This window comes from Variovorax sp. RO1 (genome assembly GCF_002849325.1).
Taxonomy (GTDB): Bacteria; Pseudomonadota; Gammaproteobacteria; order Burkholderiales; family Burkholderiaceae_C; genus Variovorax.
On sequence record NZ_PKMT01000001.1, the window covers coordinates 2,154,603 to 2,167,026 of the forward strand.

A 12,424-nucleotide genomic window follows, 5' to 3' on the forward strand; every position below is an offset into this window, starting at 1 on the left:
GAGGTACATCGTGGGCGATCTTCTGCCACGGCTGTCCCTGCAGCCGGTGGACTCCAATGACTTCGAGGACATGCTGGCCCTGCGCATCGATGCGATGCGCCCGAGCCTGGAGCGTGTCGGCCGTTTCGATGCCGCGCGTTCGCGCGAACGCCTGAGCGCGGGCTTCGTGGTGCCCTTCATGCACCACATCGTGCTCGACGGCAGCCAGCGCGTGGGCTTCGTCACGCTCAAGCCCGAAGGGGCCGATGCCTTGCGGCTCGATCACCTCTACCTGCGCACCGGCTTCCAGGGCCTGGGCATCGGCGAGTGGGTGATCGACTGGGCGCAGGCCCAGGCGCGCGAACAGCGCCGCGACATCAAGCTCACCGCGCTCGTGCAGAGCGACGCCAACCGCTTCTACCTGCGCCACGGCTTCGTGCTCGAGGGCGAAGAGGGCGTCGACCTGCACTACCGCTGGCGCTGCACGGAACTGGCCTGCGGATGAGCGGCACCGTGCAGACTCTCGAACGCGCCATTGCCGCCACAGACGGCATGGTGCAGCGGCGTGCCATCGCCAAGGCGATCACGCTGCTCGAATCGACACGCACCGACCACCGCGCGCAGGCCGACGAGCTGCTCACGGCGCTGCTGCCGCGCACCGGCGAGTCGTTTCGCCTGGGCATCTCGGGCGTGCCCGGCGTGGGCAAGTCGACCTTCATCGAAACACTGGGTCTGCTGCTGATCGGCAAGGGCCACCGCGTGGCCGTGCTCACCATCGACCCGTCGTCCACCGTGTCGGGCGGCTCCATCCTTGGCGACAAGACGCGCATGGAGCGCCTGTCGGTGCACGAGCGCGCCTACATCCGGCCCAGCCCGTCGAGCGGCACGCTGGGCGGCGTGGCCGAGAAAACGCGCGAGGCCATGCTGGTCTGCGAGGCCGCGGGCTACGACATCGTGATCGTCGAGACCGTCGGCGTGGGCCAGAGTGAAACCGCCGTGGCCGGCATGACCGACATGTTCGTGCTGCTGCAGCTGCCCAACGCGGGCGACGACCTGCAGGCGATCAAGAAGGGCGTGATGGAACTGGCCGACCTGGTCGCCATCAACAAGGCCGACATCGACCGCGACGCCGCCACCCGCGCGCAGGCCCAGATCACCTCGGCGCTGCGCCTCTTCGGCCACCAGGGCAACCCCGACCACGCGCACGCGGTGCACGACGCGCACAGCGGCGTGGAGCGCCGTTTCTGGCTGCCCAAGGTGCTGCAGCTGAGCGCGCTCGCCGGCACCGGCGTCGACGCCTTCTGGGACGCCGTGCTCGAATTCAAGACGCTGCAGACCGCCAACGGCAAGCTCGCGAAGCGCCGCGAAAAACAGGCCACCGCGTGGATGTGGGAACGCATCGACGCCGGGCTCAAGCAGGCATTTCGCCAGCATGCGCAGGTGCGCGAGCTGCTGCCGCAACTCACGCAACAGGTGGCGCAAGGCAGCCTGCCGGCCTCGACGGCGGCGCGCCAGCTGCTCGCCGCGGCAGCCATCACCGCCCGGGTGTGACACCTCGGCCCCCACAAGACTCTCCCAGCAATCCAGAACCACAGCTTCGGAAGCACACCATGCAAGAACTGATCGAACAACTCGAAAAGAAGCGCGCCCAGGCGCGACTCGGCGGCGGGCAGAAGCGCATCGACGCGCAGCACGCCAAGGGCAAGCTCACGGCGCGCGAGCGCATCGAGCTGCTGCTCGACGACGGCACGTTTGAAGAATGGGACATGTTCGTCGAGCACCGCTCGGTCGACTTCGGCATGGCCGAACAGAAGATCCCCGGCGACGGCGTGGTCACGGGCTACGGCATGATCAACGGCCGCCTCGTGTTCGTGTTCAGCCAGGACTTCACGGTCTTCGGCGGCGCGCTCAGCGAAGCCCACGCCGAAAAGATCTGCAAGGTGATGGACCAGGCCATGAAGGTCGGCGCACCGGTCATCGGCCTGAACGATTCGGGCGGCGCCCGCATCCAGGAAGGCGTGGCATCGCTGGGCGGCTATGCCGACGTGTTCCAGCGCAACGTGATGGCCTCGGGCGTGGTGCCGCAGATCAGCATGATCATGGGCCCGTGCGCCGGCGGCGCCGTGTATTCGCCCGCCATGACCGACTTCATCTTCATGGTGAAGGACAGCAGCTACATGTTCGTCACCGGCCCCGAAGTGGTGAAGACCGTGACGCACGAAAGTGTGACGGCCGAAGAGCTCGGCGGTGCCATCACCCACACCACGCGCAGCGGCGTGGCCGACATGGCGTTCGAGAACGACGTCGAGGCGCTGATGATGCTGCGCCGCCTGTACAACTACCTGCCGCTGAACAACCGCGAGAAGCCGCCGGTGCGCCTGGGCAACGACGGCCAGGGCGACCCGGCCGACCGGCCCGACTACTCGCTGGACACGCTGGTGCCCGACAACCCGAACAAGCCCTACGACATCAAGGAACTGATCCTGAAGGTGGTGGACGACGGGGACTTCTTCGAGCTGCAGCCCGACTACGCGAAGAACATCGTGATCGGCTTCGCGCGCATGGAAGGCCAGACGGTCGGCATCGTCGCCAACCAGCCGCTGGTGCTGGCGGGCTGCCTGGACATCAAGAGCAGCATCAAGGCCGCGCGCTTCGTGCGCTTCTGCGATGCCTTCAATATCCCCGTCATCACTTTTGTCGACGTGCCCGGCTTCATGCCCGGCACCGGCCAGGAGTACGGCGGCATCATCAAGCACGGCGCCAAGCTGCTGTACGCCTACGCCGAGTGCACGGTGCCGAAGATCACCGTCATCACGCGCAAGGCCTACGGCGGTGCGTACGACGTGATGGCCTCCAAGCACCTGCGCGGCGACGTCAACCTGGCCTGGCCGCGCGCCGAGATCGCGGTGATGGGTGCCAAGGGCGCGGTGGAAATCATCTTCCGCGAAGACAAGAACAACCCCGAGAAGCTCGCCGCCCGCGAAGCCGAATACAAGGCGCGCTTCGCCAACCCGTACGTGGCCAGTGCGCGCGGCTACATCGACGACGTGATCCTGCCGCACGAGACGCGCAAGCGCATCTGCCGCTCGCTCGTGATGCTGCGTGAGAAGAAGCTCGAGAACCCGTGGCGCAAGCACGGCAACATCCCCCTGTGAGCGACACGGAGAAGAAGAAAATGTTCAAGAAGATCCTGATCGCCAACCGTGGCGAAATCGCCTGCCGCGTCATCCAGACTGCGAAGAAGATGGGCATCCTCACTGTCGCCGTCTACTCCGACGCCGACAAGGAAGCCCGCCACGTCGAGCTGGCCGACGAGGCCGTGCACATCGGCGCCGCGCCCAGCCGTGAGAGCTATCTGCAGGCCGACCGCATCATCGCGGCCTGCAAGCAGACCGGTGCCGAGGCCGTGCACCCGGGCTACGGCTTCCTGTCGGAGAACGAAGCCTTTGCGCGCAAGGTCGAGGAAGAGGGCATTGCCTTCATCGGCCCGAAGCACTATTCGATCGCGGCCATGGGCGACAAGATCGCCTCGAAGAAGCTCGCGAACGAAGCCCAGGTCAACACCATTCCGGGCTGGAACGACGCCATCGAGACGGCCGAGCGCGCCGTCGAGATCGCGAAGGACATCGGCTACCCCGTGATGATCAAGGCCTCGGCCGGCGGCGGCGGCAAGGGCCTGCGCGTGGCGTTCAACGACAAGGAAGCCTTCGAGGGCTTCACCTCGTGCCGCAACGAAGCGCGCAACTCCTTCGGCGATGACCGCGTGTTCATCGAGAAGTTCGTCGAGGAGCCGCGCCACATCGAGATCCAGGTGCTGGGCGATTCGCACGGCAACGTCATCTACCTGAACGAGCGCGAGTGCTCCATTCAGCGCCGCCACCAGAAGGTGATCGAGGAGGCGCCGTCGCCCTTCATCACCGACGCCACGCGCAAGGCGATGGGCGAGCAGGCGGTGCAGTTGGCCAAGGCCGTGAAGTACCAGAGCGCAGGCACGGTGGAGTTCGTGGTCGGCAAGGACCAGAGCTTCTACTTCCTGGAGATGAACACGCGCCTGCAGGTGGAGCACCCGGTGACGGAGTGCATCACCGGCCTGGACCTGGTCGAGCTGATGATCTGCGTGGCGGCCGGCGAGAAGCTGCCGCTCACGCAAGAGCAGGTCAAGCGCGACGGCTGGGCCATCGAGTGCCGCATCAACGCCGAAGACCCGTTTCGCAACTTCCTGCCGTCGACGGGCCGCCTGGTGAAGTTCCAGCCGCCGGCCGAGAGCATGTTCGCGAGTGACACCGGCCACCTGCACGGCGTGCGCGTGGACACCGGCGTGTACGACGGCGGTGAGATCCCGATGTACTACGACTCGATGATCGCCAAGCTCATCGTGCACGGCAAGGACCGCACCGAGGCCATCGCCCTCATGCGCGAAGCGCTCAACGGCTTCGTGATCCGCGGCATCAGCAGCAACATCCCGTTCCAGGCTGCGCTGCTGGCGCATCCGAAGTTCGTGGCGGGCGATTTCAACACCGGCTTCATCGCCGAGCACTACGGCAAGGGCTTCCATGCGGAAGACGTGCCGCACGCCGATCCATCGTTCCTGGTGGCGCTGGCCGCCTTCGTCAACCGCCGCTACCGTGCGCGCGCCTCGGGCATCAGCGGGCAGCTCGCGGGCCACGGCGTGAAGGTGGGCGAGCAGTTCGTGGTGGTCGAGCTTGGCCCCGAGGGCAAGCACGTGCACCACGCGGTGTCGGTGAGCGACTTCCAGGACAAGACCGGCGCCAGCGTCGTCACGGTGGGCGACAAGCGCTACCAGATCGACAGCGCGTTTGCGCTGGGCGCGGCGCGCGTTCAGGGCACCGTCAACGGCAAGCCGTTCACTGCGCAGGTGGAGCGCGGCGCGGGCAAGAACCCGCTGGCGCTGCGCGTGTCGCACGACGGCACGCAGATCGAAGCCATGGTGCTGTCGCCGCTGGGTGCGCGCCTGCTCGAGCTGATGCCCTACAAGGCGCCGCCCGACCTCAGCAAGTTCCTGATGTCGCCGATGCCCGGCCTGCTGGTCGAGGTGGCGGTGCAGCCGGGGCAGCAGGTCCAGGCCGGCGAGAAGCTGGCCGTGATCGAGGCCATGAAGATGGAAAACGTGCTGTTCGCCGCGCAGGATGGCGTGGTGGGCAAGATCTCGGCGGCCAAGGGCGAATCGCTCGCCGTCGACCAAATCATTCTGGAGTTCAACTGATGGGTGCCAACGACCTGCAACAGGCAGCAATCACGCTGCACCGCCCGGCCAAGGCCGTGGCGACGCCCCAGGGCCCCTGGTCCGTCGAGGCGATCCAGGCGCTGCTGGACAAGCCCTTCATGGAACTGCTGTTCGAGGCGCAGACCGTGCACCGCCGGCATTTCCCCGAAGGCGACATCGAGCTGGCCACGCTGCTGTCGGTGAAGACCGGCGGCTGCCCCGAGAACTGCGGCTACTGCCCGCAGTCGGCCGAGTTCGACACCGGCGTGAAGGCGCAGAAGCTCATGGAGGTCGACGAGGTGGTGCGCGCCGCGCAGGCCGCCAAGGACGCCGGCGCCACGCGCTTCTGCATGGGCGCCGCCTGGCGCGCGCCCAAGGACCGCGACGTCGAGAAGGTGGCCGTGCTGGTCGAGGCCGTGAAGGGCCTGGGCCTGCAGACCTGCGCCACGCTGGGCATGCTGGAGCCGCACCACGCGCAGCAACTCAAGGCCGCGGGCCTGGACTACTACAACCACAACCTGGACACCGCGCCCGAGTACTACACCGACGTGGTCGACACGCGCACCTACCAGGACCGCCTGGACACGCTGGCGGCTGTGCGCAGCGCCGGCATCAGCGTGTGCTGCGGCGGCATCGTGGGCATGGGCGAGCAGCCGGTGCACCGCGCCGGGCTGATCGCGCAGCTCGCGAACATGGACCCGTACCCGGAGTCGGTGCCGATCAACAGCCTGGTGCGCGTGCCCGGCACGCCGCTGGCCGACTCGGAGCCGGTCGATCCCTTCGACTTCGTGCGCATGATCGCCGTGGCCCGCATCACGATGCCGACCGCGCGCGTGCGCCTGTCGGCCGGCCGCCAGCAGATGGGCGAGGCGGTGCAGGCCCTGTGCTTCATGGCCGGCGCCAACTCGATCTTCTACGGCGACAAGCTACTGGTCACCGGCAACCCCGACGCCGATGCCGACGTGCAGCTGCTGCGCAAGCTCGGCCTGCGCTCGCATCGCACGCAAGAACAAGCAGAAGCGGGCGGCTGCGCATGACGACGCCGCGTCCCTTCAAGGTGCTGGGCATCCAGCAGATCGCCATCGGCGGCCCCGACAAGCTGCGGCTGCAGAAGCTGTGGGTCGACATGCTGGGGCTCGAGGTCACGGGCACGTTCCGCAGCGAGCGCGAGAACGTCGACGAAGACATCTGTTCGATGGGCAGCGGCCCGTTCAAGGTCGAGGTCGACCTGATGCAGCCGCTCGACCCTGAAAAGAAGCCGGCGGTGCACACCACGCCGCTGAACCACGTCGGCCTGTGGATCGACGACCTGCCCAAAGCCGTCGAATGGCTCACGGCGCAGGGCGTGCGCTTTGCGCCCGGCGGCATCCGCAAGGGCGCCGCCGGTTTCGACATCTGCTTCCTGCACCCGAAGGCCAACGACGAGTTCCCGATTTCGGGCGAGGGCGTGCTGGTCGAGATGGTGCAGGCGCCACCCGAGGTGGTGACGGCCTTCAACGCGCTCGCCGCTACGCGCTGAGCGCTTTGCGCACCGGCGGCTTCACGTCGGCATGCCGGGGCGGCAGCATCGGCTGGTGCTCGCGCGCCGGGTTCAGGATGATCGAGGTCGCGGTCTCGGTCAGGATGCAGAACTTGGCGAGCACCGCGTCCAGGTGCGGCACGTCGATCACCGCGATCTCGAGGATCCAGCTGTCCTCGCCGGTCACGTTGTAGGCGTTGACGCATTCGGGCGTCTCCTGCACCAGCTTCACCACGAGGTCGTAGTCGGCCCGCCCGACGCGGATGATTCCGCGGATGCCGTAGCCCAGTCGCGTGAGATTCACGGTGGCGCGGTAGCCGGTGATGACGCCGGCGGCTTCCAGCTTTTTCACGCGCTCGGTCACGGCCGGCTGGCTCAGATGCACGCGGCGCCCCAGCTCGGCCATGCTGAGGCGTGCGTCGGCCTGCAGTTCGGCCAGGATGCGGGTGTCGTGGGCGTCCAGCGTGGGGGTCAAGGTGAAGTCCATGGAAGTCCTTTAATTCGACGGTGCGGTGCGAGCAGAACCATGAAATTCGCATGGCTGCCGGGCGGTGGCTTTCATACCATGACAGCCACCACATACCAAGAAGAGACACCCTCGCCATGTCGACACTCGCACCGTCCGCGCAGGCCGCGCCTGCTTCCTCACGCCCCCGGCTGACGCCGCTGCTGTGGCTCTGCCTGGCCGCCACCTGGGTGGTCTGGGGCTCGACCTACCTGGCCATCAAGTACGCGCTGATCAGCTTTCCGCCGTTCCTGCAGATGGGCTCGCGTTTCCTGGTCGCAGGCGTGCTGCTGGCGGCGTGGATGCGCTGGCGCGGCACGCCCTGGCCGACGCGCCTGCAGTGGCGCAATGCGCTGGTCGTCGGCGCGCTGATGCTCGGCGGCGGCATGGGGGGCACGGCCCTGGCCGAGGTGTCGATCGGCTCGGGGCTGGTGGTGGCGTTCATCGCCGTCATTCCGTTGCTCATCGCGCTGCTGAACCTGATCTGGGGCGTGAAGCCCGCGCGGCTCGAAGCGGCCGGCATTGCGCTGGGACTGGCCGGCGTGCTGATGCTCACGCAGGGCAGCGGCTTCAAGGCCTCGCCCGAGGGGCTGATCGCGATCTGCGTGGCGTGCGTGTGCTGGTCGCTCGGCAGCGTGCTGAGCCAGCGCAGCCTGCCGCTGGCGCCCGGCGCGATGGGCTTCGCGAGCGAGATGCTGTGCGGCGGCGTGGTGCTGATGGTGCTGGCCGCGGTGTCGGGCGAAACGATGAGCTGGCCGCCGCAGCCCGTGGCGCTGGGGGCGTGGATCTACCTCGTGGTGTTCGGCTCGCTGATCGCCTTCAACGCCTACATGGTGCTGCTCGCGCAGGCGCCGGCCGGGCTGGCGGCGAGCTACACCTTCGTCAACCCGGTGATCGCGATGCTGCTGGGCGTGTGGATCGCCCACGAGACGGTCACGCGCTTCGAGTGGTACGCCGTGGGCGTGGTGCTGGCGGGCGTGCTGCTGTTGCTTTTCAAGCGCCCACAGAAGGGCTGAGTTCGACGAAGCTCAGGCCGGGCGGCGCCAGAAGGCGAGGGTGGCCGCCAGCAGCCACATGCCGACCGCGCAGCTGCGGTTGAGCACCTTGAGGCCGCGGCGCGAGAGCCAGCGCACGGCCTGCGTGCCGGCGCCGGCATAGGCCAGCATCACGCAGGTGTCGAGCACCACGAAGATCGCGCCCAGCACGAGGTACTGCATGCCCTGAGGCTTGGCGGTGTCGATGAACTGCGGCAGGAAGGCGGCGAAGAACAGCACTGTCTTCGGGTTCGAAAGCGCCACCATCAGGCTGCGCACGAGCGCGATGCGGCCATGCGGACGGACCTCGATGGCTGACTTGGCCAGCGCGGTGCCCAGATCGGTCGCTTCGCTGCGCCACAGCTTGATGCCGAGCCACACCAGGTAGGCCACGCCCGCGACGCGGATCGCATTGAAGAGCCATTCCGAGGCCGCGAGCAGCGAGCCCAGTCCGAGCGCCACGACCGCGATCAGCGAGACGCTGCCCAGCGACGCGCCCGCGATGCCCCAGCTGGCGCGGCGCATGCCACCGTCGATGCCGTTGGACAGCGCCAGCAGCATGGTCGGACCGGGAATCACCGCCAGAGCGAGCGAGGCGACGGCATAGATCAGCAGGGTGTCGAGGGTCATGATTTCGTGGCGCGTTGTTCGGCGGCGGCGCGGGCACGTGCCAGCGCGGCTTCGACGATGGAGCGCTTGCGCGTGTCGGCGGCTTGCGGTTCGGCGGCGGGCGCCGGTTCGGCCTCGCGCTTCGCGGTGTCGCGATGTTGGGCGTGCAGCTTGTAGCGCTGCAGTGCGGCCTCGGCCTGCGCCTGCGACCACGCCTGCCAGCCGCTGCGACCGGGGGTTTCAACCTCGAGCGAGATGCAATCGACAGGGCAGACCGGAATGCACAGCTCGCACCCCGTGCAGTGCGCCTCGATCACCGTGTGCATGCGCTTGTTGATGCCGATGATCGCGTCGGTCGGGCAGGCATCGAGGCAGAGCGTGCAGCCGATGCACCAGGCCTCGTCGATGACCGCCATGGCGCGCGGGCCTTCGGTGCCGAACTGCGGATCGAGCGGTTGTGCGGCGCGGCCCGTGAGCCGTGCGAGGCGCTCGATGCCCTCAGCGCCGCCCGGCGGGCACTGGTTGATGTCGGCCTCGCCGTCGGCGATGGCCTGCGCATAACCCGCGCAATCGGGGTAGCCGCACCGTGTGCACTGCGTTTGAGGCAGTGCGTCGTTGATGCGTGCGGCCAGCCCGTTCACGGTGGGGGATGCGCGCGGCTCAGCGCGCGGCGCTGGCGCGGGGCTTCTTTGCCGCTGCGGCCGGCTTCTTGGCAGCCGGCGCAGCCTTCACGGCGACGGCCTTCTTGGCGGCGACCGGCGTCTTGTGGGCCGCGGCGGTTGCCACGACCTTCAGCTTCTGGCCCGGCTTGATGCGGTCTTCGGCCGGCAGCGCTTCGCGCGCACCGGCGCGGCGCTGGGGCTCGTCGCTGGCGGCGATGAAGTTGCGCACCTTCGGGTAGACCAGGTCGCGCCAGCGGCGACCGCTGAAGATGCCGTAGTGGCCCGCGCCCTTGACTTCGTAGTGCTCGCGCTTGGCATCGGCGATGCCGGTGCACAGGCTGTGCGCGGCCTGGGTCTGGCCCGAGCCGGAAATGTCGTCGAGCTCGCCTTCGACGGTGAGCAGGGCGGTGGCGTGGATGTCCTGCGGACGCACGCGCTCCACCTGGCCGGCGGGGTTCTTCACGTCCCACGTGCCGTTGACCAGGTCGAAGTCCTGGAACACGGTGCGGATGGTCTCGAGGTAGTAGTCCGCGTCCATGTCGAGCACGGCGTTGTATTCGTCATAGAACTTGCGGTGGGCTTCGGCGCTGGCGTCGTCACCCTTGATCAGGTCCTTGAAGTAGTCGTAGTGGCTGGTGGCGTGGCGGTCGGGGTTCATGGCCACGAAACCCGTGTGCTGCAGGAAGCCCGGGTAGACCTTGCGGCCCGCGCCCGGGAAGCCTTGCGGCACGCGGTAGATCACGTTGTTCTCGAACCACTCGAAACTTTTGTTGGTCGCGAGGTTGTTGACCGCCGTGGGCGATTTGCGCGCGTCGATCGGGCCGCCCATCATGGTCATCGTGAGGGGCAGCGCCTCGCCGCGGCTGGCCATGAGCGACACGGCCGCGAGCACGGGCACGGTGGGCTGGCACACGCTCACCACGTGGCAGTTGCCATATTCGGCCTGCAGGCGGCGGATGAACTCCTGCACGTAGTTGATGTAGTCGTCGAGGTGGAACTCACCTTCGGACAGCGGCACCAGGCGCGCGTTCTTCCAGTCGGTGATGTAGACCTTGTGGTCCTGCAGCATGGTGCGCACGGTGTCGCGCAGCAGCGTGGCGTAGTGGCCCGACAGCGGCGCCACGATCAGCACCACGGGCTGGCTCTTGAGCGTCTTGAGGATGTGGGGTTCGTCGGTGAAGCGCTTGAAGCGGCGCAGTTCGCAGAAGGGCTTGTCGAGCTCGACGGCCTCCTGGATGACGACGTCTTCGCCTTCGACCTTGACGGACTTGATGTTGAACTCGGGCTTCTCGTAATCCTTGCCCAGCCGGTACATCAGGTCATAGCCGGCGGCCATGCGCTGTGCCATCGGCAGTTGGCTCCAGACGGCGCCAGGGCCGTAGAGCTTGGAGGCGGCCTGGGCGAAGTCCGAGAAGGGCTCCATCAGGGAACGCTGGGCTTCGTAGAGTTGATAGAGCATCGCGGGTCTTTGAGTGGATGTTGCAGTGCAATATATCAGTGCATTTGCCGCGGCGCAGGGGGCCGAACCCTAGCCCGGAGCGGGCTGGATTCGCCTTCTGTGGCCGAATGTGAACGAATCGTCAAAAAGTCGATTCACTCACACCCGCTTGTCACCTAGATGACCTTCGCAATCGACGCGCAGACGTAGTCGATGTTCTTGCTGTTGAGCGCGGCGACGCACATGCGGCCGGTGTCGGTGCCGTACACGCCGAACTCGTTGCGCAGGCGAACCATCTGGTCCTTGGAGAGGCCCGAGTAGCTGAACATGCCGATCTGCGTGGTGATGAAGCTCATGTCTTCCTTCACGCCGGCGGCCTTCAGGCCGTCGACCAGCTTCTGGCGCATGGCCTTGATGCGCACGCGCATCTCGCCCAGTTCTTTTTCCCACAGGGCGCGCAGCTCGGGGGTGCCGAGCACCGCGGCCACCACGGCGCCGCCGTGAATCGGCGGGTTGCTGTAGTTGGTGCGGATGGCGATCTTGAGTTGCGACAGCACGCGGCCGGCTTCTTCCTTGCTCTCGCACAGCACCGACAGGGCACCGACGCGCTCGCCGTACAGGCTGAAGCTCTTGGAGAACGAGGTCGAGACGAAGAAGGTCAGGCCGGCGTCGACGAACTTGGCAACGGCTGCGCCGTCTTCCTTCAGGCCGTAGCCGAAGCCCTGGTAGGCCATGTCGAGGAAGGGCACGAGGCCCTTGGCCTTGACGGCAGCAACGACCTGGTCCCACTGCTCTGGGGTGATGTCGTAGCCGGTCGGGTTGTGGCAGCAGGCGTGCAGCACGACGATGGTGCCGGCCGGTGCCGCGTTCAGGGCGGCCAGCATGCCGTCGAAGTTGATGCCGCGCTGGGCAGCGTCGTAGTAGGGGTAGCTCTCGACCGTGAAGCCGGCGTTGGTGAACAGCGCGCGGTGGTTTTCCCAGCTCGGGTCGCTGATCAGCACGGTGGCGTTGGGGTTGAGCTTCTTGAGGAAGTCGGCGCCGACCTTCAGGCCGCCGGTGCCGCCGATGGCCTGGATGGTGGCCACGCGGCCCGAGGTGACGGGTTCGCTGTCGGTGCCGAAGACCAAGCCTTTGACGGCGTTGTCGTAGGCCACGATGCCGTCGATCGGCAGGTAGCCGCGGGCCGAGGGGGCCTTCATCATGTTCTGCTCTGCAGCCTGCACGCACTGGAGCAGGGGCAGCTTGCCGTTGTCGTCGTAATACACGCCGACGCCGAGATTGACCTTGAGGGGGTTGGTGTCGGCTGCAAATTGCTCGTTGAGGCCGAGGATCGGGTCGCGCGGCGCCATTTCGACCGCGGTGAACATAGACATGGAAAGGTCCTTTGGGATGAAAGCTTCGCTGGCAACCGGAGGAGGCTTTATCCTTTCCGGTTGCCTTGAATTTTACCGGCG

The 12,424-nt window shown here is 67.2% G+C and carries 12 protein-coding genes; 7 read left to right on the forward strand and 5 right to left on the reverse strand.

All coding sequences use genetic code 11. The features are described 5' to 3' along the window. Nucleotides 1–10 precede the first annotated feature (10 nt). Genes CY658_RS10295 through CY658_RS10320 form a run of 6 tightly spaced genes read left to right on the forward strand, consistent with a single transcriptional unit; the run spans nucleotide 11 to nucleotide 6,722 of the window. Entirely contained in the window at nucleotides 11–484 is a 474-nt protein-coding gene (locus CY658_RS10295; RefSeq protein WP_099790209.1) for a GNAT family N-acetyltransferase, read from the forward strand. Then, a complete protein-coding gene (meaB, locus tag CY658_RS10300) occupies nucleotides 481–1,530 on the forward strand; it encodes a methylmalonyl Co-A mutase-associated GTPase MeaB (protein ID WP_101490003.1) in 1,050 nt (349 codons plus the stop codon). Before CY658_RS10295 ends, meaB begins: the two co-directional genes overlap by 4 nt. 59 nt (nucleotides 1,531–1,589) lie before the next feature. Beyond that, nucleotides 1,590–3,134: an acyl-CoA carboxylase subunit beta gene (locus CY658_RS10305; protein WP_099790205.1), complete on the forward strand. Its 1,545-nt coding sequence runs from the start codon at nucleotides 1,590–1,592 to the stop codon at nucleotides 3,132–3,134. A 20-nt stretch (nucleotides 3,135–3,154) separates the two neighbouring features. Continuing rightward, nucleotides 3,155–5,203, forward strand: a complete 2,049-nt coding sequence (gene accC / locus CY658_RS10310) for an acetyl-CoA carboxylase biotin carboxylase subunit (protein WP_101490319.1) — start codon at nucleotides 3,155–3,157, stop codon at nucleotides 5,201–5,203. Further along, a complete protein-coding gene (gene bioB, locus CY658_RS10315) occupies nucleotides 5,203–6,240 on the forward strand; it encodes a biotin synthase BioB (protein ID WP_101490004.1) in 1,038 nt (345 codons plus the stop codon). Before accC ends, bioB begins: the two co-directional genes overlap by 1 nt. After that, the gene (locus CY658_RS10320) at nucleotides 6,237–6,722 is read left to right on the forward strand and encodes a VOC family protein (protein ID WP_056580047.1); all 486 of its coding nucleotides are present in this window, start codon (nucleotides 6,237–6,239) and stop codon (nucleotides 6,720–6,722) included. The genes bioB and CY658_RS10320 overlap by 4 nt, the downstream gene beginning before the upstream one ends. Here the strand turns inward: CY658_RS10320 and CY658_RS10325 are convergent. Beyond that, complete coding sequence (locus CY658_RS10325; protein ID WP_101490005.1) at nucleotides 6,712–7,209, reverse strand: Lrp/AsnC family transcriptional regulator; 498 nt, start codon at nucleotides 7,207–7,209, stop codon at nucleotides 6,712–6,714. The two genes, CY658_RS10320 and CY658_RS10325, sit on opposite strands and share 11 nt — an antisense overlap. A 116-nt stretch (nucleotides 7,210–7,325) precedes the next feature. Here CY658_RS10325 and yedA point away from each other — a divergent pair, with 116 nt between their 5' ends. Continuing rightward, nucleotides 7,326–8,243, forward strand: coding sequence for a drug/metabolite exporter YedA (gene yedA, locus CY658_RS10330; RefSeq protein WP_101490006.1), 918 nt, complete (start codon nucleotides 7,326–7,328; stop codon nucleotides 8,241–8,243). Nucleotides 8,244–8,255: 12 nt separating this feature from the next. Here the strand turns inward: yedA and CY658_RS10335 are convergent, their stop codons facing one another. The 4 genes from CY658_RS10335 to CY658_RS10350 form a co-directional block, all read right to left on the reverse strand. Next, a complete protein-coding gene (locus tag CY658_RS10335) occupies nucleotides 8,256–8,891 on the reverse strand; it encodes a LysE family translocator (protein ID WP_101490007.1) in 636 nt (211 codons plus the stop codon). Continuing rightward, on the reverse strand, nucleotides 8,888–9,511 hold the full coding sequence (locus CY658_RS10340; protein WP_101490008.1) for an RnfABCDGE type electron transport complex subunit B: 624 nt from the start codon (nucleotides 9,509–9,511) through the stop codon (nucleotides 8,888–8,890). The genes CY658_RS10335 and CY658_RS10340 overlap by 4 nt, the downstream gene beginning before the upstream one ends. A 19-nt stretch (nucleotides 9,512–9,530) precedes the next feature. After that, nucleotides 9,531–10,991: a polyhydroxyalkanoate depolymerase gene (locus tag CY658_RS10345; protein WP_101490009.1), complete on the reverse strand. Its 1,461-nt coding sequence runs from the start codon at nucleotides 10,989–10,991 to the stop codon at nucleotides 9,531–9,533. A gap of 155 nt (nucleotides 10,992–11,146) precedes the next feature. Beyond that, on the reverse strand, nucleotides 11,147–12,343 hold the full coding sequence (locus CY658_RS10350; RefSeq protein WP_101490010.1) for an amino acid aminotransferase: 1,197 nt from the start codon (nucleotides 12,341–12,343) through the stop codon (nucleotides 11,147–11,149). Nucleotides 12,344–12,424 lie beyond the last annotated feature (81 nt).

Coding starts and splice junctions, on each gene's coding strand:
- meaB (WP_101490003.1), top strand. CDS start 481: ATGAGCGGCACCGTGCAGACTCTCGAACGCGCCATTGCCGCCACAGAC.
- CY658_RS10305 (WP_099790205.1), top strand. CDS start 1,590: ATGCAAGAACTGATCGAACAACTCGAAAAGAAGCGCGCCCAGGCGCGA.
- accC (WP_101490319.1), top strand. CDS start 3,155: ATGTTCAAGAAGATCCTGATCGCCAACCGTGGCGAAATCGCCTGCCGC.
- bioB (WP_101490004.1), top strand. CDS start 5,203: ATGGGTGCCAACGACCTGCAACAGGCAGCAATCACGCTGCACCGCCCG.
- CY658_RS10320 (WP_056580047.1), top strand. CDS start 6,237: ATGACGACGCCGCGTCCCTTCAAGGTGCTGGGCATCCAGCAGATCGCC.
- CY658_RS10325 (WP_101490005.1), bottom strand. CDS start 7,209: ATGGACTTCACCTTGACCCCCACGCTGGACGCCCACGACACCCGCATC.
- yedA (WP_101490006.1), top strand. CDS start 7,326: ATGTCGACACTCGCACCGTCCGCGCAGGCCGCGCCTGCTTCCTCACGC.
- CY658_RS10335 (WP_101490007.1), bottom strand. CDS start 8,891: ATGACCCTCGACACCCTGCTGATCTATGCCGTCGCCTCGCTCGCTCTG.
- CY658_RS10345 (WP_101490009.1), bottom strand. CDS start 10,991: ATGCTCTATCAACTCTACGAAGCCCAGCGTTCCCTGATGGAGCCCTTC.
- CY658_RS10350 (WP_101490010.1), bottom strand. CDS start 12,343: ATGTCTATGTTCACCGCGGTCGAAATGGCGCCGCGCGACCCGATCCTC.